The organism is Paraburkholderia yinzeri (assembly GCF_046581065.1).
In the GTDB taxonomy this organism is placed as follows: Bacteria; Pseudomonadota; Gammaproteobacteria; order Burkholderiales; family Burkholderiaceae; genus Paraburkholderia.
This window is the reverse complement of the sequence record NZ_JBFOCJ010000001.1, coordinates 1,384,634-1,406,747: the sequence shown is the minus strand read 5'-3', so window position 1 is coordinate 1,406,747 and position 22,114 is coordinate 1,384,634. Positions and strand designations below refer to the sequence as shown.

The following is a 22,114-nucleotide window of genomic DNA, read 5'->3' as shown; positions in this document are numbered from 1 at the left end:
GATGACCAAGAAAGTTTATGTAAAGACCTTTGGCTGCCAGATGAACGAGTACGACTCCGACAAGATGGTCGACGTGCTCGGCGCTGCCGAAGGTTTAGTGAAAACCGACACGCCCGAAGACGCGGACGTGATCCTGTTCAACACCTGCTCGGTACGCGAGAAGGCCCAGGAAAAAGTGTTCTCCGACCTCGGCCGCGTGCGCGAACTCAAGGAAGCGAACCCGAACCTGCTGATCGGCGTGGGCGGCTGCGTAGCGAGCCAGGAAGGCGCGGCGATCGTTGCGCGCGCGCCGTACGTCGACCTCGTGTTCGGCCCGCAGACGCTGCACCGCCTGCCGCAGATGATCGACGCGCGCCGCGCGAGCGGCCGCGCGCAGGTCGACATCACGTTCCCCGAGATCGAGAAGTTCGACCATCTGCCGCCCGCGCGCGTGGAAGGCCCGAGTGCGTTCGTCTCGATCATGGAAGGCTGCAGCAAGTACTGCAGCTATTGCGTCGTGCCGTACACGCGCGGCGAGGAAGTGTCGCGGCCGCTCGACGACGTGCTCACCGAAATCGCCGGCCTCGCCGACCAGGGCGTGCGCGAAGTCACGCTGCTCGGCCAGAACGTGAACGCTTACCGGGGTGCGCTCACCGTCGGCTCGACCGACATCGCCGATTTCGCCGCGCTGATCGAATACGTCGCCGACATTCCCGGCATCGAGCGCATCCGCTACACGACCTCGCACCCGAAGGAATTCACGCAGCGCCTCATCGACACCTACGCCAAGGTGCCCAAGCTCGTGAGCCACCTGCACCTGCCCGTGCAGCACGGCTCCGACCGCGTGCTGATGGCGATGAAGCGTGGCTACACGGTGCTCGAGTACAAGTCGGTGATCCGCAAGCTGCGCGCAATCCGCCCCGACCTCTCGCTTTCGACCGACATCATCATCGGCTTCCCGGGCGAGACCGAAGAGGACTTCCAGAAGACCATGGCGCTCGTCGAAGAGATGAGCTACGACACGAGCTTCTCGTTCATCTACAGCCCGCGTCCCGGCACGCCGGCCGCGAACCTGCACGACGACACGCCGCGCGAAGTCAAGCTCAAGCGCCTGCAGCACCTGCAGGCCACGATCGAAGAGAACGTGCAGCGCATCAGCCAGTCGATGGTGGGCCGCGTCGAGCGCATCCTCGTGGAAGGTCCGTCACGCAAGGATCCCAGCGAGCTTTCGGGCCGCACGGAGAACAACCGCGTCGTCAACTTCCCGGCGCCGCTTGCCTCGCACGCACGCCTGATCGGCCAGATGATCGACGTGAAGATCAATCACGCGTATCCGCATTCGCTGCGCGGCGAGCTGGTGCTCGCGCACGAAGACACGTCGGCGCTTGCGCACTGAACGGCGCGAGCCCTGAACCGGAGTTCACTGCTACCTTGAAGAATCAGCAACAGCAACTCGAATTCAACGCGCCGCGCGACGACAACGCGCGGCTCGCCAACCTCTGCGGCCCGCTCGACGAAAATCTGCGGCAGATCGAACAGGCGCTCGACGTCACGCTCTCGCGCCGCGGCCACCGGATCGCGATTCGCGGCCGCGGCGCGAAGCTCGCGCTCGCCGCTCTCGAGAACTTCTACAACCAGGCGCGCAACCCGCTTTCCGTCGACGATATCCAGCTCGCGCTGGTGGAAACGCGCCACCGCGGCAACCCGGCGAACGACGCGCGCAATAGCGCTAACGGCGGCAATGGCAGCAATGGCGGCGCTGGCGAGATCGACCCGCGCTTTCGCGGCGACCCCGATCATCCGTTCGACGAACCGGCGGGCGATGGCCTGGACGCCGAAGAACTCGGCCCGAAGCTCTACACGCGCCGCGCCGACCTGCGCGGCCGCACGCCCGCGCAGCGCGAGTATCTGAAGCAGATCATCTCGCACGACGTGACGTTCGGCATCGGGCCGGCCGGCACCGGCAAGACCTATCTCGCCGTGGCCTGCGCCGTGGACGCGCTCGAACGCGACCAGGTCAAGCGCATCGTGCTGACGCGCCCGGCCGTGGAAGCGGGCGAGCGTCTCGGCTTCCTGCCGGGCGACCTCGCGCAGAAGGTCGATCCGTATCTGCGTCCGTTGTACGACGCGCTCTACGACCTGCTCGGCTTCGACAAGACCGCGAAGATGTTCGAACGGCAGATGATCGAGATCGCGCCGCTCGCCTACATGCGCGGCCGCACGCTCAATCACGCGTTCATCATCCTCGACGAGGCGCAGAACACCACGCCCGAGCAGATGAAGATGTTCCTCACACGTATCGGCTTCGGCTCGAAGGCCGTCGTGACCGGCGACACCACCCAGGTGGACCTGCCGCGCGGCCACAAGAGCGGCCTCATCGAGGCGCAGCAGGTGCTCGCGAACGTGCGCGGCATCGCGCTCACGCGCTTCACGAGTGCCGACGTCGTGCGCCATCCGCTCGTCGCGCGTATTGTCGAGGCGTACGACGCTCACTCGAAAAAGGACGAAGGCAACGGCGACGCTCGCTGAATGCCCGCGTGACCGCAAGCGCTGCCCGAGCTTTTATGGCCCGCACACCGAAACTCAAACTGACCGTGCAGTTCCCCGCCGCGAAGGCGTTCCCGCAGCACAAGGCGGCGCTGCCGCGCGCGACCGTGGCGGCGTGGGTGAAGTCCGCGCTCTTCGCGGACGCCGAGCTGACGGTGCGCTTTGTCGATGCCGAGGAAGGCCGCACGCTCAACCGCACCTATCGCGGCAAGGACTACTCGACCAACGTGCTGACCTTCGCCTATGCGGAGAGCGAGGACGATCCCGTCACCGGCGACCTGATCCTCTGCTGCCCCGTGGTCGAAAAGGAAGCCGCCGAGCAGGGCAAGCCGCTGGCCGCGCACTATGCGCACCTGCTCGTGCACGGCACGCTCCACGCGCAGGGATACGATCACGAGGAAGAGGCCGAGGCCGAGGAAATGGAAGGCATCGAGACCGAAATTCTGACCTCGCTGGGCTTTCCCGATCCGTACCAATAAGCCCCGGCGTCCCTGCCCGGCCTGCACGAGATGAGCGCGAAGACCCCCGATCCGATTCCCGAACCGCCCTCGGGCGGCACCGCGCCCGCACCGTGCCCCGGCTACCCGCCGGCGCTGGGCGAACCGCGCCTGCTCACCGAAGCCGAACTGCGCGCCTCGCTCGACGGCACGCTTGCGGACTGGGACCGCACGAGCGACCTGTGGCTCTTCGGCTATGGCTCGCTGATCTGGAACCCGGGACTTCCCACCGTCGAAAACGTGCGCTCGCGCGTGCACGGGTTTCACCGCGGGCTTTACTTGTGGTCCCGCGTGAACCGCGGCACGCCCGAGCAGCCTGGGCTCGTGCTCGCGCTCGATCGCGGGGGCTCGTGCGCAGGCGTGGCGTTCCGCCTCGCCGCCGAGGGCGTGATGCCCCACCTCGAAGCGCTCTGGCACCGCGAAATGCCGATGGGCTCTTACCGGCCCGCATGGCTGCCCTGCGCGCTCGAAGACGGGCGACGCGTTTCAGCCCTCGCCTTCGTCATGCGCCGCGACGTGCCCACCTACACCGGCAAGCTCACCGACGACACCCTGCGCACGGTGCTTGGCTGCGCGTGCGGGCGCTACGGCACGACGCTCGACTACGTGCGGCGCACCGCGGACGCGCTGCGCGAGACCGGCATGCCGGACCGCGCCCTGGAGCGGCTGCTCGCGCGCTGCGCCTGACGCGCGCGGCAATCCCCGGCGCCCGTCGTGCGCCCCGCCTTGCCCAACCCATATTGATTGACCACGCGCCCGCGCAGCATCTGCGTTAGGATTGGGTGGCCGGCGCACCTGGGTTACACAGGCGCGCCACGGGCATGATGTATCCTTAACGCTCCGCAACAGCGCGCCCGGCCATCAACAGGCTATCAAGGCGCACCACCATGAACGACTCCTATCCCAGTCGACGACATACCGACAAACCGCAGGAAAAGCGCTCGCTGCTCGAGCGACTGACCGACTTCATCTCGCCCGAGCCCGACTCGCGTAGCGAGCTTCTCGAAATCCTCCAGGACGCGCACGCCCGCAATCTCATCGACGCCGACTCGCTGTCGATGATCGAAGGCGTGTTCCAGGTCTCCGAACTGTGCGCGCGCGACATCATGATCCCGCGCGCCCAGATGGACGCGATCAACATCGCCGACCGTCCGGACGATTTCATCCCCTTCGTGCTGGAAAAGGCGCACTCCCGTTATCCCGTGTACGAGGGCAACCGCGACAACGTCATCGGCGTGCTGCTCGCGAAGGATCTGCTGCGCTACTACGCCGAAGAAGAATTCGACGTGCGCGGCATGCTGCGCCCGGCCGTGTTCATCCCCGAATCGAAGCGGCTGAACGTGCTGCTGCACGACTTCCGCGTGAACCGGAACCACATTGCGATCGTCGTCGACGAATACGGCGGCGTCGCGGGCCTCATCACGATCGAGGACGTGCTGGAGCAGATCGTCGGCGACATCGAGGACGAGTACGACTTCGACGAGGAAAGCGGCAACATCATCGCGGCGCCGGACGGGCGCCACCGCGTGCGGGCGCTCACCGAGCTCGAACAATTCAACGAGGCGTTCGGCACCCATTACCCCGACGAGGAAGTCGACACGATCGGCGGCTTCGTCACGCACCACTTCGGCCACGTGCCGCACCGCGGCGAGAAAGTGCGCATCGGCGACCTGATCTTCGAGGTGCTGCGCGCCGACGCCCGCCAGGTCCACATGCTGCTCGTGCGCCGCGACCCGATGGCCGGCCTGCGCGAAAGCGAGCTGCAGCCGCCGGGAACCTGAACCGCCCGCCGGCGGCGCTTCTGCCGCGCGGCGACACAGCGCCGGCCTGCGGGCCGGCGTTTGCTTTTCGAAAGGCCGCTTCGCCCGGCCTCCCCATGCGTCGGCCGGGATCGAAAACCGACTCGCGAAAATGCTATCGTTGCGCTCGCTGCCCGCCTGCGCGTCCGTCTCACCTCGCGCACCGCCGCAACTCAGGCCACACAACCGCGCAAGCCCAGCGCAACCCGATTCCATGTCCGAACCGATCGACTCCCGCACGCGCACCGGCGCACCCATCGAAGCGCCGACCGAGGCACCGCAGGACGCCACCGGCGCCGCGCGCCGGGCGCTGCCCGTCTGGCACTATCTCGCCACCGCCGCGCTGGGCGCGCTCAACACCCTTTCCTTCGCGCCCACGCCGCACGGCGGCTGGCTCGAAATCGCCATCTTCGCGGGCTTCTACTTCTGGCTCACGCGCACGACCGGCTGGAAGAGCGCGCTCTTCACGGGCTGGGCCTTCGGCTTCGGCAACTTCGTGAGCGGCGTCTGGTGGCTGTACGTGAGCATGCACGACTACGGCGGCATGCCCGCGCCGCTCGCGGGCACCGCGCTCGTCCTGTTCTCGCTCTATCTGGGGCTCTATCCCGCGCTGGCAGCGGCGGTCTGGTCGTTCTGCGCGGGACATGCCCGCAACGGCCTTGCGGACGACATTCCGTTCTCGCCCACCTGGCACGGCGCGTTTGCCTTCGCGAGCGCATGGGCGCTCGGCGAATGGGCGCGCGGTTATGTCTTTACCGGCTTCCCGTGGCTCGCGAGCGGCTACGCACAGGTGGACGGCCCGCTCGCCGGCTACGCCCCGATCGCCGGCGTGTATGGCGTGGGCTGGGTGCTTGCCCTCGTCGCGGCGCTGGTCGCGCAGGCGCTGGTCCGCGCGTGGGCGCTGAAAGGCCGTCCCTCCGGCGACGAGCCCGCGGCGCCGGCCCAACGCCGCAGTGCGCCGCGCGCCGCCGTCGCGATGCCGGCGGGGGTCGCGGTGGCCGCGATCGTCGCCGGACTGCTGCTGCCGCTCGTGCCGTGGACCGAGCCTACCGGCGCACCGCTCGACGTGCGCCTTCTGCAAGGCAACATCAAGCAGGAAATGAAGTTCTCCGATGCCGGCACGATGGCCGCGCTCGGCGAATTCCAGCAGCTCATCACCGAAAAACCTGCCGACCTCGTCGTCACGCCCGAAACCGCGATCCCCGTGCTGCTGCAAGACATGCCCCAGCCCTTCGCCCTCGCGGTCCGGCGTTTCGCCGACTCCACCGGCACGGCCATCCTGTTCGGCGCGATCGGCGGCACGATCACGCCGGACGGCCGTATCGTCGACTTCACGAACAGCCTCTTCGGCATCACGCCGGGCAAGCCCGGGCTCTATCGCTACGACAAGCACCACCTCGTGCCTTTCGGCGAATTCGTGCCCCTGGGCTTCCACTGGTTCGTGGCCATGCTGAATATCCCGCTCGGCGACATGGCCCGAGGCCTGCCCGTGCAAGCGCCGTTCCTCGTGCACGGCCAGCCGGTGGCCGTCGATATCTGCTACGAAGACATCTTCGGCGAAGAGATCGCCCGCACCGTGCGCGAAAATCCGGCCTCGCCCGGCATCCTCATCAACTCGACGAATCTCGCCTGGTTCGGCGACACGATCGCGCTCGACCAGCATCTGCAGATCGCGCGCATGCGTTCGCTCGAAACCGGCCGGCCCATGCTGCGCGCCACCAATACCGGCACCACCGCCGCCATCGACGCCCACGGCCGCGTGATCGCGCGCCTGCCCACCTTCACGGCGGGTTCGCTCGACGTGCGCATCGAAAGCACAGCGGGATTCACGCCTTACGTGACGAGCGGCAACAATACCGTGGTCGCGATTTCGCTCCTGATGCTGGCGTTCGGCTTCGCCTTCGGGCCGGGACGGCCGGGGCGCGGCAAGACCCCGCACTAACCTCACAATCGCCGCCCAGGTCTCAATACCGCGCCAATCCGGTAAAATTCAACGTTTTAGCACCAGGCCGTCGCCCGGCCAGGGCTGCCGGGCACCTCGCCCGTGCGCGCCGCCGGGGCCGTGGTTTCCTGCCCCAAAAAAGCAAACTGCAGGCATTTCATGCTCACGTTTCAGCAAATCATCCTGACGCTCCAGTCCTACTGGGACAAGCAGGGCTGCGCGCTGCTCCAGCCGATCGACATGGAAGTCGGCGCCGGCACCTCGCACGTCCACACCTTCCTGCGCGCGATCGGCCCCGAGCCGTGGCGCGCCGCGTACGTGCAGCCGTCGCGCCGCCCGAAGGACGGCCGCTACGGCGAAAACCCGAACCGTCTGCAGCATTACTACCAGTACCAGGTGGTGCTCAAGCCCGCGCCGGAAAACATCCTCGACCTGTACCTCGGCTCGCTCGAAGCCCTCGGCTTCGACCTCAAGCAGAACGACGTGCGCTTCGTCGAGGACGACTGGGAGAACCCCACGCTCGGCGCCTGGGGGCTCGGCTGGGAAGTGTGGCTGAACGGCATGGAAGTCACGCAGTTCACCTACTTCCAGCAGGTGGGCGGCCTCGACTGCAAGCCGGTGCTCGGCGAAATCACCTACGGTCTCGAACGTCTCGCGATGTATCTGCAGAAGGTCGAGAACGTGTACGACCTCGTCTGGACCGAGTGGGAAGAGCAAGGTCCGAACGGCCCCGAGCTGCGCCGCCTCACCTATGGCGACGTGTACCACCAGAACGAAGTCGAGCAATCCACGTACAACTTCGAGCACGCGAACGTCGACTTGCTGTTCACGTTCTTCAACGCGTACGAGGGCGAAGCGAAGCGCATGATGGAGCAGCAGCTCGCGCTGCCCGCCTACGAGCTCGTGCTCAAGGCCGCGCACACGTTCAACCTGCTCGACGCGCGCGGCGCGATCTCCGTGACCGAGCGCGCCGCCTACATCGGCCGCATTCGCGCGCTCTCGCGCAGCGTGGCGCAGTCGTACTACGAGTCGCGCGAAAAGCTCGGCTTCCCGATGCTCGGCAATCCGGTGCACGGCGTGCCCGGCCTCACGACCGACGAACAGGAAGCCGCGATGCCCGCGTGGGCGCCGCCGCTGAAGGTCGAACGCAAGTTCGACGAGGAATGACCGGATCACCAGAACAATGACCCAAGCCCATCACGCCACTCTCCTCGTCGAACTGCTCACCGAGGAACTGCCGCCGAAGGCCCTCGCGCGCCTTGGCGACGCCTTCGCCGAAGGCATCGCGCAGCGCCTCGCCGCGCGCGACCTGATCGAAGGCGATCTCTCGTTCGAACGCTACGCCACGCCGCGCCGCCTCGCGGTGACGATCAAGAACGTGCGCAGCGTCGCACCCGAAAAGCAGGTGCGCGAAAAGGTGCTGCCCGTTTCGGTCGCGCTCGACGCCAACGGCCAGCCCACCGCACCGCTCGCGAAGAAACTCGCGGCGCTGGGCTTCCCCGACTTCCCCGTGAGCGACCTCGAACGCGCCTCGGACGGCAAGAACGAAGCGTTCTTCCTGCGCTACGCGGCGCCCGGCGCGACGCTCGCCGACGGCCTGCAGGCCGTGCTCGACGAAGCGCTCACGAAGCTGCCGATCCCGAAGGTCATGACCTACCAGCGCCCGGACGGCAGCAACGTGCAGTTCGTGCGTCCCGTGCATCGCCTGACCGCCCTGCACGGCGACCAGATCGTGCCGGTGAGCGCATTCGGCGTGGACGCCGGCGATACCACGCGCGGCCACCGCTTCCTCTCCGAAGGCCCGATCGCCATCACGCGCGCCGACGACTACGCGCACACGCTCCAGCACAAGGGCTACGTGATCGCGAACTACGCAGACCGCCGCGAATCGATCCGTTCGCAACTGATCGCCGCGGCCGGCGACGACAAGGTCGTGATGCCCGAAACGCTGCTCGACGAAGTGAACTCGCTCGTCGAATGGCCGGTCGTGTACGCATGCAAGTTCGAGGACGAATTCCTGCAGGTGCCGCAGGAGTGCCTGATCCTCACCATGCAGACGAACCAGAAGTACTTCGCGCTCACGGACGACCAGGGCCGCCTGCGCTCGCGCTTTCTGATCGTCTCGAACATCGCGACCGATACGCCGGACGAGATCGTCGAAGGCAACGAGCGCGTCGTAAGGCCGCGTCTGGCCGACGCCAAGTTCTTCTTCGAGCAGGACAAGAAGAAGCCGCTGGCCGACCGCGTGCCGCTGCTCGCGAACGTCGTGTATCACAACAAGCTCGGCTCGCAGTTGCAGCGCGTGGAGCGCCTCGAAGCGCTCGCGGGCGAGATCGCGCAGCAGTGCGGCGCAAACGTCGAGCTCGCGAAGCGCGGTGCGCGCCTCGCGAAGGCCGACCTGCTGACCGACATGGTGGGCGAATTCCCCGAGCTGCAAGGCACGATGGGAACGTACTACGCGCGCCACGACGGCGAGGCCGAGGAAGTGGCCATCGCGTGCTCGGAACACTACCAGCCGCGCTTTTCCGGCGACGCGCTGCCGACCACGACCACGGGCACGGTCGTCGCACTCGCGGACAAGCTGGAAACGCTCGTGGGCATCTGGGGCATCGGCCTCGCGCCCACCGGCGAAAAGGATCCGTTCGCGCTGCGCCGTCATGCACTGGGCGTGCTGCGCATTCTCGTCGAGAAGCAACTGCCGCTCGACCTGGTCGTTCTGCTGCGCGCCGCACAGGCGCAGTTCGCCAACGTGCCCGCCGTGACCGACTCGACGGCCGCGATCTACGAATTCTGCATGGACCGCCTGCGTGGCGTGCTGCGCGAGCGCGGCTACGCCGCCGCCGAAATCGACGCAGTGCTCGCACTGAACCCGACGCGGCTCGACGACATCGTCGCGCGCCTCGACGCCGTGCGCGAGTTTGCAGCGCTCGCCGAAGCGGCTTCGCTTGCCGCCGCGAACAAGCGCATCTCGAACATCCTCAAGAAGTCCGAGATGGCCGACGATGCCGGCGTGCAGATCGCGCTCTTCGTCGAAGCCGCGGAAAAGGCGCTGCATGCGCAGCTCGAACAGGTCGCGCCGCGCGTGGAATCGCAGCTCGCTTCGCGCGAGTACACGGGCGCGCTCACGGCGCTCGCGGCGCTGCGCGAAACGGTCGACACGTTCTTCAACGACGTCATGGTGAACGCCGAAGACCCGGCGCTGCGAGCCAACCGCCTCGCACTGCTCAAGGCGCTGCACCGGCAGATGAACAGCGTCGCCGACATCTCGCGGCTGGCCGCGTGATGCCACTGGCCCACTATTGAGCGCGACGCCATGCCGACCAGCTCCAGCAGAAAACTCGTGATCCTCGACCGCGACGGCGTGATCAACGTCGACTCCGACGCGTACATCAAGTCGCCCGACGAATGGATCGCGATCCCCGGCAGCCTCGAAGCGATCGCCCGCCTGAACCAGGCGGGCTACCGCGTCGCGGTGGCGACGAACCAGTCGGGCATCGGCCGCGGACTGTTCGACACGGCCGCACTCAACGCCATGCACATCAAGATGCACCGCCTCGCGGCCGCCGTGGGCGGACGCATCGACGCGGTGTTCTTCTGCCCGCACACGGCGCAGGACCACTGCGACTGCCGCAAGCCGAAGCCCGGCATGCTGAAGATGATCTCGGAACGCTTCGAAGTGGCGCCGGAGGAAACCGCGGTGGTCGGTGATTCGCTGCGCGACCTGCAGGCGGGCGCCGCGCTCGGCTTTCCCACGCATCTCGTGCGCACCGGCAAAGGCGAAAAGACCCTCGCTGCGGGCGGCCTGCCCGAAGGCACGCAGATCCATGACGACCTGCGCGCGTTCGCACTCGACTTCCTCGCCAACGAGTCCGCCTGAACTCATGCGACGCTAACCCGACCGGGTGAGGCGCGCACAACGGCGCCACCCGCTCAATCCTCCCGGCCCGACCGATGCGCTTTCTCCGCTCCCTGCTGCTGTTCATCTACTTCATCGTGTTCACGATGCCGTACGCGACGGCGTGCTTCATCGCGTTCCCGTTCATGAACGCCGACCGGCGCTACTGGATGGCGGTGGGCTGGTGCCGCACGACGCTGTTCGTCACGCGCTGGCTCAACGGCATTCGCTACCGGATAGAAGGCATGGAGAATCTGCCCGACGGGCCGGCGGTGATCCTCTCGAAGCACCAGTCGGCCTGGGAGACGCTTGCCTTTCCCGCGCTGATGCCGCGTCCGCTGTGCTATGTGTTCAAGCGCGAACTGCTCTACGTGCCGTTCTTCGGCTGGGCGCTCGGCATGCTGAAGATGGTCCATATCAACCGCAAGGAAGGCAAGCATGCTTTCGGTTCGGTGACGCGCCAGGGCAAACAGCGCATGGCGGAAGGCGCGTGGGTCATCATGTTCCCGGAAGGCACGCGCACGCCCACGGGCAAACAGGGCAAGTACAAGACCGGTGGAGCACGCTTCGCCATCGAAACCGGCGCACCGGTCGTGCCGATCGCGCACAGTGCGGGCCGCGTCTGGCCCCGCAACTCGTTCATCAAATATCCGGGTATAGTCACGGTGTCGATCGGCAAGCCGATCGAGACGACCGGACTCTCGCCCGACGCCGTGAATACGCGCGTGGAAAAGTGGATCGAAGCCGAAATGCGACGCATCGATCCGGCGGCGTATCGCGAGACCGATGGCGCGTCGGCCAATACGGCACGCATCTGATGTGCGCGGGCCGCAACTGAGCGACGCGAGCATCGCGCACGCAGCACACGCTCAATCGCACCCGACCTGACGATGCAGAAGTCCAACACGCCGCGGCCTGCTGCGGCGCTCGATAACCGGCAGCTCGACTTGCCGCTTTTTAGGGAAGCGGCGCCGGACGTGCTGCCGGGTTCGCCCTCGCCTACACCGACACCCTCACAGCACCCGGGCAAAGCGCCGCTCGCTCCGGACGGCACGCGGCTGCGCAGTCTCGCCCTGGGTGCCCGCACACTGCATTACCGGCTCAAACGATCGTCGCGTAAATCGATCGGCTTTGTCATCGACGGTACCGGGCTTTCCATCACGGCACCGCGGTGGGTCACACTTGCCGACATCGAAACGGCTATTGCCGAAAAACAGCGGTGGATTTTCGCGAAACTGGCCGAATGGCAAACGCGTGTGGAGCAGCGCGCGCTGCCGCGCGTGGAATGGGAGAATGGGGCGGAGCTGCCCTATCTCGGCAAGCCGATACGGCTGCGGCTTGGGGCTTCCGTTCTCGACTTCGATGAGGCAACGCGCGTGCTCGCTTTGCCATTGCCGCCACATGCCGATTCGCAGCAGATCAAGGATCGCGTGACTGGATGGCTGCAAGGCGAAGCGACACGGGTTTTTGGCGAACGGCTTGGGGTCTATGCCGCGAAGCTTGGGGTTGCGTTCCGGTCTTATGCGCTTTCCTCTGCGGCCACTCGCTGGGGTAGTTGCTCGAGCGAAGGGCGGATCCGGCTCAACTGGCGGTTGATTCATTTTCCGCTGTCCGTTGTGGACTACGTCGTGGCGCATGAACTCGCGCACCTCAGGGAGATGAATCATAGCCCGAGGTTCTGGCGGACCGTGGAGTCGATTTTTCCGGAGTTTCGGGAAGCGAGGAAGGCACTCAAGCAACATCCGCCGGAGATGGTGCCGGGGATGTGAGTTAGAGTTGCCTATCCGCAATTTTGTCCAGAACGATCTTTGCAGGCACCCCAACTACCGTCGAATACGCAGGAACATCCTGCAACACTACGGAATTAGCGCCTATTTTAGCGCCCTTACCGACCACAACCGGCCCGAGAATGCAGGCTCCAGCGCCAATCAAGACATCGTCCAGTATAACCGGTGCCCCTGGTTTTCCGCGTCCACCAATAACCACGTTGGGAGAAATAATTATATTATTTCCCAACCTGGCATGTCGATGCACAACGATTCCCAAACCTTGGTAGCCAAATACTACATTCTTACCCACTACCACCGAGGGTGGAAGGGATACACTAAACACTATCCTGTTGATAATTTTCAGAATCCACGGGATAAATGGCACGCCGCAATTGAAAAAAAATCTCGATACCCTATATATATAAATCAAGATCAATCCCTCCAAAAAAATTCACCCTTGTCCGCCCAAATTATTTTTCATTGCGTCGAATATCTTTATCAAAACTACAAAGAATCCAACAAATATAAAATTCACGTCCCAATATCCAGCGTGAATCGACATCAAGCTTAATGAAAAGAAATAGCAAAAGCAAAATCTGGAATCCACGCCATGCGAAAATGCGTAATTCCGATACCAGCGAATAAACCAGGCAATCAAAAACAAGCCGACAAATACCCCAACATACCCAAAATCCGTATATAAAGCCCCTTGCAGCGTCGGTGTAATGCTCATCGGGCGCCCTGCAACCCAACGCGCCCCAGTCAAATCACCTATAACGTTTCTCGCCCCCCAATGCTTGCCCGGAAGAAGAGTCTCAAAGTTGCTCATCATCAGGCCGCCATACATAGGCTCCTTCAGCGCGATGCCTATTTTTGCGATCGTGCTTTGGCTGAAATCGAACATCGACAATGCGGGCACCAACGGCAAAATATATTTATGGGCCAGCACAAAATTGAAATCGACATTTTCAAAAAAGCGCGCAACGTCGTAGTTCTGTGAAATTCTGAAGAGTGAAAGGCAAGCCGCAAACAGGCCAAGTGCGCCGCCAACAAATACGCTTAACCAAATAGCACGCGAACCCGAAAGCCTAAAAACCACCCAATAGCAATAATATGTCAGGACAAAAGCGAGCACGGGCGATCTATAGCCCAGAATCAAAATCCCAACTATGTAAACAATTGGCTGAAATATCCCGGGGCGTTTTTTTCTCTCTAAATCCGATATCATCCTTGTCAATATCCAGAAACCATACAGCGGAGCCAGATTTGAAAGCAACGCCGAATTCTGGAATCTCGCCTCCCCTTGCAGCAACGGAAGGCCATGATTAAGTACAATAGCCGCAGAAATACAGAAAGCAAAAATCAGGAAAAACAGGATTGTCAGTTGCTTCGATTTTCTGAATTTTTTTAGAGCTACCGGTTGCCGGATTTTCAAGCGCGGCGCCGAAAAATACCCTATGAAAAGCCCCGCCATGCCAATCGCAAATAATTCCCAGCACAGTGTTTTATCGTATGTCCCCTTGATGATCCACGGAGCATCCACTAAACCAAGAACGTTATAACCCGCATAGGCAGCTACAAAGATCGCAAATGGATTGGCTCGACGGAATATATTGGCTTCCCCTTTGGGGGCTCGCCTTGCATCATCCAGATCACTAGTCTTCATAATAATCGCCTAGGCCCAATATCTTCTTATGTACGCATGTGCAAGCATTATCGCGAAACGGCTATTTGTAACGAGATATCGACGCCACATCCGACCTGGCTCCTGGAAAACGCGATACAGCCATTCAAGGCCTGCTTTTTGCATCCAAATCGGTGCGCGACTAACCCTTCCAGCTACGACGTCAAACGTACCACCGACTCCCATCACGAAGTCGACTCCCAGTTTATCTTTCCATCGATTAATAAACACTTCCTTCTTCGGTGAGCTAATGGCAACGAATAACAGCCGAGCCCCTGATTTTCTTATCTTCTCGACAACCTGCGCCTCATCGTTTCCGAAATATCCGTGGTGCAATCCTGCCAGCTTTAAATTCCGGTAGCGATGGCAACATTGTCTTGCGGCCTCCTCGACGACTTCGGAAGTTGCCCCTAGAAAGAAGACGGGGAATTCATGCGTCTCCGCCATCTGAAGAAGGCGCTCAAAGAGATCGACTCCCGCGACACGCTCCGGAACGCGAAGACCAAGAAACCGTGCCCCCCAGACCACACCCATACCGTCAATATTGACGATATCGCATGCGCGAACTGAATTGGCGAGATTTTCATCGGACTGCATGTTCACAATTTTTGCGACGTTTACGACAACGTGCTGAGTGAACCGTCCAGCCTCGATTCTTTCGGTTATCCAGCTAACTGAGTCGTCCATGGTTACTGCATCCATAGTACAACCGAATAAATTGATGTGATTCCATTGACTTCTGCTTGGCATTTGTCTGTCACCTTGCTACTACGTATATCGAGACCGGGCCATAAAAAATAGAAATTCTGTTAATGTCGGTAGGTTTTTTATTCCAATCCGGCTTATAGAGCCCAATCTTAAAATAAGAATCCTCGACTCCCGGGTACGCGTTAGGGTGTCCCTCGGAATCAAAGACGAGCAGATCGTCCTTGAACAGCCTGGTACTTGCGACGTTCCCCGTTTCGTCGGAAACGTAGTCCAACTTCCAGTTCACCCATCGCCCCTTGTCTTTGTCCGCACAGCAAAGCCACTCTCCAGCCGAGACTTGCTCGTGATGTACGCCACCATGCTGGGAAATGGCGTACTTCGCTCCCTCAAGGGCGAGCGCTACAGTCGGGCCACCCAGCCAGTGACCCTGATTAATCTGAGTAATGATTACCAGCTGTTTAGCATCGAATTCAAAATCCGACGGAAGCAAAGTTGACCATTTCACTATATATTCTTTACCCTGCTCAAAGCGAACAGGTGCTGGAAACAAAAGCTCTCCACGTGGAACACCGTTTTCAACGTGTGCGAAATCTTCGCTCCGGTTTAGTGTCACCCGGAGTACTCTTTCGAATTTTCCAGTTGGATCGGGAATCACTTCGAGATCGCCTGCGTTTGCCTGGACACCAAATGCTTTCGAAATCCCTTTGGCCCAATCAGCGCTAAATAGCAACGTAGGCTGAGGCCTGCCGTTGCTATTCGCGATAGCCGCGCTCGCGAAGACGCACCCCGTCGTAAGGAAGAAAACCATCAGACAGCGAACAAAGAAAAATCCCGGCAGAGTCGCAACCGGGCCGGTTCGCTTTTCTTTCATCAAGCCCTCGCCATCATATCTTCGTAACATTCTGTGTATTTCTCAATTACACGAGCCGTCGAATATAGATCGATCGCGCGTCGGGCTCCGGCTTTACCCATTCTTTCCGCCAGGAAGCGGTCCTCGATAAGCATCCGGATACACCGTGCTAATGCGCCCTTGTTCGATTTTTCGACGAGAAATCCAGACACCTGATTTTCGACAAGATCGGGGAATCCACCGATATTTACGCCAACAACGGGCAGACTACAAAACATGGCTTCCAGCGTTGCAATGCCGAATGCTTCGTAATGGCTCGGCATGCAGAACAGCCTGGCGTTACGAAGGAAATTTATCTTCTCGTCCCCGTCTAACCAGCCCCAAAAAAACACCTGATCGTCAATCCCAGAAGATTCGGCATACCGCGCCCACTTCTTCGTGTCCCCGGTTCCAGCCAACCGAACATCAACGCGCACGCCCTCATACTTCAAGAGGCTCACAGCCGCCAATAAGTCCCTGACGCCTTTTTCTTCGGTAAGACGGCCGGCAAAGGCCACGTAATTGGTCGCACCCTGTTGGTCTGTCTGCCCGTCATTTCGACCGGCAGCTTCCTCTATAAACCGGGCAGAATTGCCAATGATGTGTAATCGCCCAGCGTCGGCCCCAATGTTTACGAGCTCGAAACCTACTGCATTGGAAACAGCTACCGTTGCGCAAGCTTTAGCGACAAAGTATTCGATAGCAAACTTGATACACTTACTGCTTTGGGCCCAGAAATCGGTAAAATTCCCGGCATGCAAATGAAATATCGTTTTCCTTTTGAGCAATTTCGCCAAAATGAAAAAAATAAATTTCCGAACGAACGAGCCCTTTACCGAAACATGGAAATGAACAATATCGGGAAAGCGCATCATTTTCCATACGAACTGGGGGATATCAAAAAACAGGAATTTCAATTGCCCCCTCTTATTCCCGAATCCGCCAGTTTCAAATGATGATATCTCGATTCCCCGGACACGAAAATTTTCCTGCTCCCGTGCCAACTCGTCCATAACCGACGCAATTCCACCTCGCTGTCCTCTTCCGGGGCCAACGTGAAGGACCTGAATCGTCTTTGTGGACCTGGAACTCTTCATTTTCACGCTATCCAATATAATTTCGCTGAACCCGGACACCAAAGCTGACCTTTACATCAGAATCATTTAAATGAAAAAAGAGAAAGAATTCTTCTTGATCTTTCATTCCAAAAAATCAACGCCACGTAGATCATAAATATGATCGCTTCAGAAATGACAAATGCTTCGGCGGCGCCCTTCGCTCCGAGCTTGGGTACCATAGCCAGCGAGAGTGTTATATTTATCAGCCCAGCAACGAATATTGACACCGATCTCTTTCTGCTCGCACCTGAGGGCACCAATATCTGCAAACCTATAAAATAGGCAAGATTTCCGAAGATAGCGGAAAAGCAGAGCACGAAAAGAACGTTCCCAGCACCTTGAAATGCGGCTCCAAGAACGATTCGAACAATGAGGTCTGAATTGATTGCGATAACAGACACAGTCGCGGCAGATATAATCGCTGTTGCAGATACCCCATAGACGATAAGTTTCGCTGCTACTCTTCGATCGGATCGGAGCAAACGCTCAATCCGTGGGTACACAACCGCACTTATTTGTGCAGGAACAAGATTCGCCACAACCCGGATTTTGTCCGCACCTGCATATATCCCAGCAGCATAAGCGCCGGAAAAATGCATCAAAATAACTGAATTAGCGGATCCGAACAATGTCACAGAAGCTGTCGCAACAAACATATCCGTTCCATCCCGCAGTTGCTTCATGATCGAGGAAATTTTTAGAACGGGCCTCCCTATATAACCCTCTTTGTAAGCGATCAGAAGCGAAATAAATGCGGCGACGATTGGTCCCGTTGCCTGAATTGCAGCCGCGATGCAGATATCATCCGGTTTTTTGACCAGGAAAAATGTCAAAGGCACTGTGACCAAGCGATTGGAAAACACCAAAGCAGAAATTAAATTGAATTTCTCCAGCCCTTGAAATAACCAGTACACAGTGCAAACATTTGCCGCAACACCACTCCATGACACCAAAAGCACAATCTGCGAGTCCCTGGTTCCGGTGCCCAGAGCTATATAACCCAATAAAAAAGCCGTGCATATAGCACAAATCAGAGCTTTCCCACCAATCACGGACCAGATCAGGTGATTTGTCGCTTCTCGATTAGAACGACATGCAACAACAGCTCGCGGTCCACTTAGACTGAATCCCCACTCGGAGAGCAATGCACCATACGCGGCGATTGACATCGCGTACGCAAGGAGCCCGAAGTGTTCTGGGCCCAGCACACGGGTCAAGTAGGGAAACGTGGCAAACGACGCGATGTAGTTGCCGGCCAAGGACATGACCATCAAAAACACATTTCGCCCGACACGCCCGCTGTTCTCAGACCGGCTCCGCACAACAAACGCCCCCTACCTGTAGTAACGTAATCCACCATTTCCTGGGCGAGGTGCTCGCGCGGAGCACCCTCCATTGACCCAAGGATCAGGAGCGAGCCAACACCCCACGCGTATCAATCACGACCTTGGCCTGCAGGCGAATCGGATCGACCTGCTTGAACTGCGCGTGGTCGACCAGAATGACAATGACGTCTGCTTCGGCCATCACCGTGCGCAAATCACCAAGCCTGAGACGACCCTCGAGTGCATCGGGCAGGTTACGAATGTTTGGCTCGACAGCGACGACTTGTCCTGGGAACCTGTTCGCCAGCTCTTTGGCTATCTCCACTGCGGGGCTCTCGCGCAGGTCGTCGATATTCGCTTTGAACGCAAGGCCAAGACATGCAATCTGCGGTTCCCGAAACCGCTTTGCCGCCCTCTCTACGCGCTCAACCACCCAATGGGGCTTATCGTCATTCACCGTGCGTGCCGCGCGAATGAGTCGCGCCTGCTCCGGCGCCGAATCGACAATGAACCACGGATCGACAGCAATACAATGGCCACCCACGCCCGGCCCCGGCTGCAGGATGTCGACACGAGGATGCCGGTTTGCCAGTTTGATCAATTCCCACACGTTGATATCCAACCGGTCGCAGATCAGCGAAAGCTCGTTGGCGAAAGCGATATTCACATCGCGGAATGAATTTTCGGTGAGCTTGCACATTTCCGCAGTTCGTGCGTCTGTGACGATGCATTCGCCACGTACGAAGACCTGGTATAGTTCGCGTGCCGCTTCACTGCAGCGTCGTGTCATGCCGCCGATTACCCTGTCGTTTTCGACCAGTTCGCGGATCACATGTCCTGGCAACACGCGTTCCGGACAATGCGCGACACGCACGTCCGACATGTCGCCCACCTGCTGCGGAAATGTGAGGTCTGGCCGCATTTCCGCCATCCACTCGGCCATTTGGGCGGTCGCGCCGACGGGCGAGGTCGATTCGAGTACGACAAGATCACCTTTCTTCAAAACCGGCGCAACCGCGCGGCTTGCTGCTTCGATATACGAGAGATCCGGCTTATGCCCGTCTGTAAACGGCGTGGGTACGGCGATAAGAAATGCATCGGCAGGTTCCGGGTTGGTTGTCGCCCGCAAATAACCCTGCGAAACAGCGGCGTGCACCAACATGTCGAGTTCCGGCTCGACAATATGAATTGCGCCACGATTTATGGTATCGACCGCGTACTGATTGACATCAACGCCAATCACTTTCTTTCGACGTGCGGCAAAAGCCGCTGCCGTCGGCAATCCTATATAACCCAAACCAACAACCGAAATGGTTTCAAAGTTCATGATGATCTAGCCTTATTTCCTGATGTCGTCATGCCGCTCGAACCGCAGCACCCAACCAACCATTCAGCACGTGCGCAATTCGATCGCACGCGTCCCCATTGCCATATGGGTTATCGCCTCGACTCATCGCCGCATAGATTCCGCGATCGTCCAGCAATTGTGGAGCAATCGTCAATAGTGGTGTACGGGCGGGACGGCATGATCAGGCGGCCAGCGCTTGAGGAGCCGGTGTGCTTTCAATCACCGGGTTTCCGTCTTTGAACGGAACGCCCTTCAGAAGCTGATCAATTTTCTCGGCGCTGCGAATCTTCCTCCAGGTCTGCCCGGCCGCTTCAATCAGCTTGAACGCCATCGCCAGGAAGGTCGCGCGCGACAGACAGTTGCGCGTGCGGCTCGTGCGATGGCGTACCGTCGCAAACGTCGATTCGATCGGATTCGTGGTCCGCACATGCTGCCAGTGCTCCGCAGGGACATCGTAGAACGTGAGCAGTGCGTCTCGATCCTTCGTGAGCTTCTCGACAGCCTTCGGGTACTTGGCCGCGTACACGTCGACGAACTGATTGAACGCAACAATCGCATCGGCGCGCGTCGCGGCATTCCAGATCTCTGCGAGCGCCGCCTTGGCCTTGCCGTGCTGCGATTTGGGCATCGCGTTGAGGATATTTCCGACCTTATGAAACCAGCAGCGCTGATGTCGCGTTTGCGGGAACACCTCATCGAGTGCCGCCCATAGTCCCATCGCGCCGTCACCAACCGCGAGCAGTGGCGGCGCCTGCAGGCCGCGCGCTTTCAGATCGAGCAGCAGTTCAATCCACGACTGTTTCGACTCGCGGTAACCGTCGCTGAGCGCAACGCGCTCCTTGCCGCCGTCCGGTTTCACGCCGATGATCACGAGCAGGCACTGCCCGTCCGAATCCTCTGTGCGGGCTTGAGTATGGATGCCGTCGGCCCACCAGTAGACCCAGCGCGAGGCGGACAGGTCGCGCTTGTTCCACTTCTCGTACTCTTCTGACCATGCGGCCTTCAGGCGGCTCACGACGCTCGCTGACAGCCCTTTAGCCTGCTCGCCGAGCAGCTCGGACAGTGCGTCGCCCATGTCGCCGGTTGAGACGCCTCGCAGGTACAGCCACGGCAGCGACGATGACACGCGCGGCGACTTGCGCACATAGGGCGGCACGATCGTCGAATTGAACTTGATGCCGGAGCTCGAGCGGTCGCGAACCTTCGGTACCTTGACCGGCACCGGGCCTACCGCCGTGACGATCTCGCGCTCTGGCAGGTAGCCGTTGCGCACGACCGCGCGCCGGCCGTCCATCGTCTTCACATTCGAATATTGCTCGAGCATCGCCGCCAGTTCCGCCTCGATTGCCTGCTGGATGATCCGCCGCGCCCCTTGCTGGATCAGATCGTCCAGGCCGGGTGCGCCCTCAAATTGCGGTTCTGCTGTTTGACTGCTGCTCGTTTCCTGCGTATGTTTCGCCATGGTGGTGGAGTTCGATTGAGGAAGTGTTACCGTGGAAAGCAACATTCTCCATCAATCGCCACCGCCTTCTCCTGCCTCCTCCCTACGCCGCATACACCACTTCCGACGATAACTCGCAATTGTGTAACGGCACCCACGATCGCCGTCACGTCGGTTCCGACGAGACGAACCACACCGGCATCCACTGCTTCCTGGCGCTCGGTCGTTTCGCGCATCACGAGCACCGGCTTGCATAAAGAAGGCGCTTCTTCCTGAATTCCACCCGAGTCAGTCAAGATCAGATATGCACGATCCATAAGTCTGACGAACGGAAGATAGTCGAGTGGCTCGATCAAATGCACATTCGCAATACCGGTCAGCAGTCGGCTCACCGGTTCGCGCACGCTGGGATTCAAATGAACCGGGTAGACGATGTCCACATCCGGATGAGCGCGGGCCAACTGCGCGAGGGCGGTACAGATGCGCTCGAACCCGTCTCCAAAACTCTCACGACGATGTCCAGTCACGAGAATAAGACGTCGCGCTGCGTCGAATTGCGGGAGCATACGTTCTGCTTCTTCGCGCAATCTGGTGTCGGTCGACAAGCGTTGCCGGACATGGAGCAACGCATCGATCACGGTATTGCCTGTGACCACAATCGATCTCGCCGGCACGCCTTCTCTCAGCAGGTTAGCCTGCGCTCTCGCAGTGGGGGCGAAATGCAGCGCGGTTAGCGCGCCTGTTAGCTTGCGGTTCGCCTCCTCCGGCCAGGGCGAAAGGAGATTCCCCGTCCGCAAACCAGCTTCGACGTGCGCAACCGGGATTTGTTTGTAAAACGATGCAAGCGTTGCGGCCATCGTGGTGGTCGTATCGCCATGGACAAGAACCATATCGGGTCGCGCATCTGCCAGCACATTCCGCATGCCCGTAAGAATGGTTGTCGTAACGTCATAGAGATCCTGACCGCGCTTCATGACGTTCAAATCGAAGTGGGGCTGTATGCCAAACAGATTGAGCACCTGATCGAGCATCTCGCGATGTTGTCCAGTTACGCAGACCTGGCAATGAATACCTGGGTCACGTTGAAGGCGCATAACAAGAGGCGCCATCTTGATCGCTTCCGGCCGCGTTCCAAACGTTAGTAGTACATTCTTTTTCATTGATACCATCTCT

The 22,114-nt window shown here is 60.4% G+C and carries 20 protein-coding genes; 11 read left to right on the top strand and 9 right to left on the bottom strand.

Features of this window, described 5'->3' with window-relative positions; genetic code table 11:
- The first annotated feature begins 1 nt into the window (after nucleotide 1).
- From miaB to WJ542_RS06685, 11 genes are all read left to right on the top strand, one after another.
- On the top strand, nucleotides 2–1,375 hold the full coding sequence (gene miaB / locus WJ542_RS06735; RefSeq protein ID WP_411188533.1) for a tRNA (N6-isopentenyl adenosine(37)-C2)-methylthiotransferase MiaB: 1,374 nt from the start codon (nucleotides 2–4) through the stop codon (nucleotides 1,373–1,375).
- Nucleotides 1,376–1,410: 35 nt separating this feature from the next.
- Nucleotides 1,411–2,508: a PhoH family protein gene (locus tag WJ542_RS06730; RefSeq protein ID WP_411188532.1), complete on the top strand. Its 1,098-nt coding sequence runs from the start codon at nucleotides 1,411–1,413 to the stop codon at nucleotides 2,506–2,508.
- A gap of 35 nt (nucleotides 2,509–2,543) precedes the next feature.
- Complete coding sequence (gene ybeY / locus WJ542_RS06725; protein ID WP_411188531.1) at nucleotides 2,544–3,005, top strand: rRNA maturation RNase YbeY; 462 nt, start codon at nucleotides 2,544–2,546, stop codon at nucleotides 3,003–3,005.
- 30 nt (nucleotides 3,006–3,035) lie between these two features.
- Nucleotides 3,036–3,710 carry a gamma-glutamylcyclotransferase gene (locus WJ542_RS06720; protein ID WP_411188530.1) on the top strand — a complete coding sequence of 225 codons (675 nt, stop codon included), beginning with the start codon at nucleotides 3,036–3,038 and terminating at the stop codon, nucleotides 3,708–3,710.
- 200 nt (nucleotides 3,711–3,910) lie between these two features.
- Nucleotides 3,911–4,804 (top strand): CorC family transporter, encoded by an 894-nt coding sequence (locus tag WJ542_RS06715; protein WP_411188529.1) that lies wholly within the window; start codon nucleotides 3,911–3,913, stop codon nucleotides 4,802–4,804.
- A gap of 232 nt (nucleotides 4,805–5,036) precedes the next feature.
- Nucleotides 5,037–6,764, top strand: coding sequence for an apolipoprotein N-acyltransferase (gene lnt / locus WJ542_RS06710; RefSeq protein WP_411188528.1), 1,728 nt, complete (start codon nucleotides 5,037–5,039; stop codon nucleotides 6,762–6,764).
- Nucleotides 6,765–6,923: 159 nt separating this feature from the next.
- A complete protein-coding gene (gene glyQ, locus WJ542_RS06705) occupies nucleotides 6,924–7,931 on the top strand; it encodes a glycine--tRNA ligase subunit alpha (protein WP_411188527.1) in 1,008 nt (335 codons plus the stop codon).
- A 16-nt stretch (nucleotides 7,932–7,947) separates the two neighbouring features.
- Complete coding sequence (gene glyS, locus WJ542_RS06700) at nucleotides 7,948–10,047, top strand: glycine--tRNA ligase subunit beta (RefSeq protein WP_411188526.1); 2,100 nt, start codon at nucleotides 7,948–7,950, stop codon at nucleotides 10,045–10,047.
- A gap of 30 nt (nucleotides 10,048–10,077) precedes the next feature.
- Nucleotides 10,078–10,641 (top strand): D-glycero-beta-D-manno-heptose 1,7-bisphosphate 7-phosphatase, encoded by a 564-nt coding sequence (gmhB, locus tag WJ542_RS06695; RefSeq protein ID WP_411188525.1) that lies wholly within the window; start codon nucleotides 10,078–10,080, stop codon nucleotides 10,639–10,641.
- Nucleotides 10,642–10,715: 74 nt separating this feature from the next.
- Entirely contained in the window at nucleotides 10,716–11,477 is a 762-nt protein-coding gene (locus WJ542_RS06690; RefSeq protein WP_411188524.1) for a lysophospholipid acyltransferase family protein, read from the top strand.
- Between the two features lie 72 nt (nucleotides 11,478–11,549).
- Entirely contained in the window at nucleotides 11,550–12,428 is an 879-nt protein-coding gene (locus WJ542_RS06685; RefSeq protein ID WP_411188523.1) for a M48 family metallopeptidase, read from the top strand.
- Nucleotide 12,429: 1 nt separating this feature from the next.
- Here the strand turns inward: WJ542_RS06685 and WJ542_RS06680 are convergent, their stop codons facing one another.
- From WJ542_RS06680 to wecB, 9 genes are all read right to left on the bottom strand, one after another.
- Entirely contained in the window at nucleotides 12,430–12,645 is a 216-nt protein-coding gene (locus tag WJ542_RS06680) for a serine O-acetyltransferase (protein ID WP_411190497.1), read from the bottom strand.
- Between the two features lie 234 nt (nucleotides 12,646–12,879).
- Nucleotides 12,880–14,094, bottom strand: coding sequence for an oligosaccharide repeat unit polymerase (locus WJ542_RS06675; protein ID WP_411188522.1), 1,215 nt, complete (start codon nucleotides 14,092–14,094; stop codon nucleotides 12,880–12,882).
- 9 nt (nucleotides 14,095–14,103) lie between these two features.
- Nucleotides 14,104–14,799 (bottom strand): WecB/TagA/CpsF family glycosyltransferase, encoded by a 696-nt coding sequence (locus tag WJ542_RS06670; protein WP_411188521.1) that lies wholly within the window; start codon nucleotides 14,797–14,799, stop codon nucleotides 14,104–14,106.
- Between the two features lie 70 nt (nucleotides 14,800–14,869).
- Nucleotides 14,870–15,691, bottom strand: a complete 822-nt coding sequence (locus WJ542_RS06665; RefSeq protein WP_411190496.1) for a heparin lyase I family protein — start codon at nucleotides 15,689–15,691, stop codon at nucleotides 14,870–14,872.
- Nucleotides 15,691–16,722, bottom strand: coding sequence for a glycosyltransferase family 4 protein (locus WJ542_RS06660; protein ID WP_411188520.1), 1,032 nt, complete (start codon nucleotides 16,720–16,722; stop codon nucleotides 15,691–15,693). Before WJ542_RS06660 ends, WJ542_RS06665 begins: the two co-directional genes overlap by 1 nt.
- A gap of 146 nt (nucleotides 16,723–16,868) precedes the next feature.
- Nucleotides 16,869–18,107, bottom strand: coding sequence for an oligosaccharide flippase family protein (locus tag WJ542_RS06655; protein ID WP_411188519.1), 1,239 nt, complete (start codon nucleotides 18,105–18,107; stop codon nucleotides 16,869–16,871).
- A 127-nt stretch (nucleotides 18,108–18,234) separates the two neighbouring features.
- Nucleotides 18,235–19,479, bottom strand: a complete 1,245-nt coding sequence (gene wecC, locus WJ542_RS06650) for a UDP-N-acetyl-D-mannosamine dehydrogenase (protein ID WP_411188518.1) — start codon at nucleotides 19,477–19,479, stop codon at nucleotides 18,235–18,237.
- A gap of 202 nt (nucleotides 19,480–19,681) precedes the next feature.
- Nucleotides 19,682–20,962, bottom strand: coding sequence for an IS256 family transposase (locus WJ542_RS06645; protein WP_411188333.1), 1,281 nt, complete (start codon nucleotides 20,960–20,962; stop codon nucleotides 19,682–19,684).
- A gap of 26 nt (nucleotides 20,963–20,988) precedes the next feature.
- The gene (gene wecB, locus WJ542_RS06640; RefSeq protein WP_411188517.1) at nucleotides 20,989–22,110 is read right to left on the bottom strand and encodes a non-hydrolyzing UDP-N-acetylglucosamine 2-epimerase; all 1,122 of its coding nucleotides are present in this window, start codon (nucleotides 22,108–22,110) and stop codon (nucleotides 20,989–20,991) included.
- Between the last annotated feature and the right edge of the window lie 4 nt (nucleotides 22,111–22,114).

Bases quoted from the DNA above. Each gene is read 5' to 3' on its own strand.
- miaB (WP_411188533.1), top strand. From the start codon at position 2: ATGACCAAGAAAGTTTATGTAAAGACCTTTGGCTGCCAGATGAACGAG.
- ybeY (WP_411188531.1), top strand. From the start codon at position 2,544: ATGGCCCGCACACCGAAACTCAAACTGACCGTGCAGTTCCCCGCCGCG.
- WJ542_RS06720 (WP_411188530.1), top strand. From the start codon at position 3,036: ATGAGCGCGAAGACCCCCGATCCGATTCCCGAACCGCCCTCGGGCGGC.
- WJ542_RS06715 (WP_411188529.1), top strand. From the start codon at position 3,911: ATGAACGACTCCTATCCCAGTCGACGACATACCGACAAACCGCAGGAA.
- lnt (WP_411188528.1), top strand. From the start codon at position 5,037: ATGTCCGAACCGATCGACTCCCGCACGCGCACCGGCGCACCCATCGAA.
- glyQ (WP_411188527.1), top strand. From the start codon at position 6,924: ATGCTCACGTTTCAGCAAATCATCCTGACGCTCCAGTCCTACTGGGAC.
- glyS (WP_411188526.1), top strand. From the start codon at position 7,948: ATGACCCAAGCCCATCACGCCACTCTCCTCGTCGAACTGCTCACCGAG.
- gmhB (WP_411188525.1), top strand. From the start codon at position 10,078: ATGCCGACCAGCTCCAGCAGAAAACTCGTGATCCTCGACCGCGACGGC.
- WJ542_RS06690 (WP_411188524.1), top strand. From the start codon at position 10,716: ATGCGCTTTCTCCGCTCCCTGCTGCTGTTCATCTACTTCATCGTGTTC.
- WJ542_RS06685 (WP_411188523.1), top strand. From the start codon at position 11,550: ATGCAGAAGTCCAACACGCCGCGGCCTGCTGCGGCGCTCGATAACCGG.
- WJ542_RS06675 (WP_411188522.1), bottom strand. From the start codon at position 14,094: ATGAAGACTAGTGATCTGGATGATGCAAGGCGAGCCCCCAAAGGGGAA.
- WJ542_RS06670 (WP_411188521.1), bottom strand. From the start codon at position 14,799: ATGGACGACTCAGTTAGCTGGATAACCGAAAGAATCGAGGCTGGACGG.
- WJ542_RS06665 (WP_411190496.1), bottom strand. From the start codon at position 15,691: ATGAAAGAAAAGCGAACCGGCCCGGTTGCGACTCTGCCGGGATTTTTC.
- WJ542_RS06660 (WP_411188520.1), bottom strand. From the start codon at position 16,722: ATGGACGAGTTGGCACGGGAGCAGGAAAATTTTCGTGTCCGGGGAATC.
- wecC (WP_411188518.1), bottom strand. From the start codon at position 19,479: ATGAACTTTGAAACCATTTCGGTTGTTGGTTTGGGTTATATAGGATTG.
- WJ542_RS06645 (WP_411188333.1), bottom strand. From the start codon at position 20,962: ATGGCGAAACATACGCAGGAAACGAGCAGCAGTCAAACAGCAGAACCG.
- wecB (WP_411188517.1), bottom strand. From the start codon at position 22,110: ATGGTATCAATGAAAAAGAATGTACTACTAACGTTTGGAACGCGGCCG.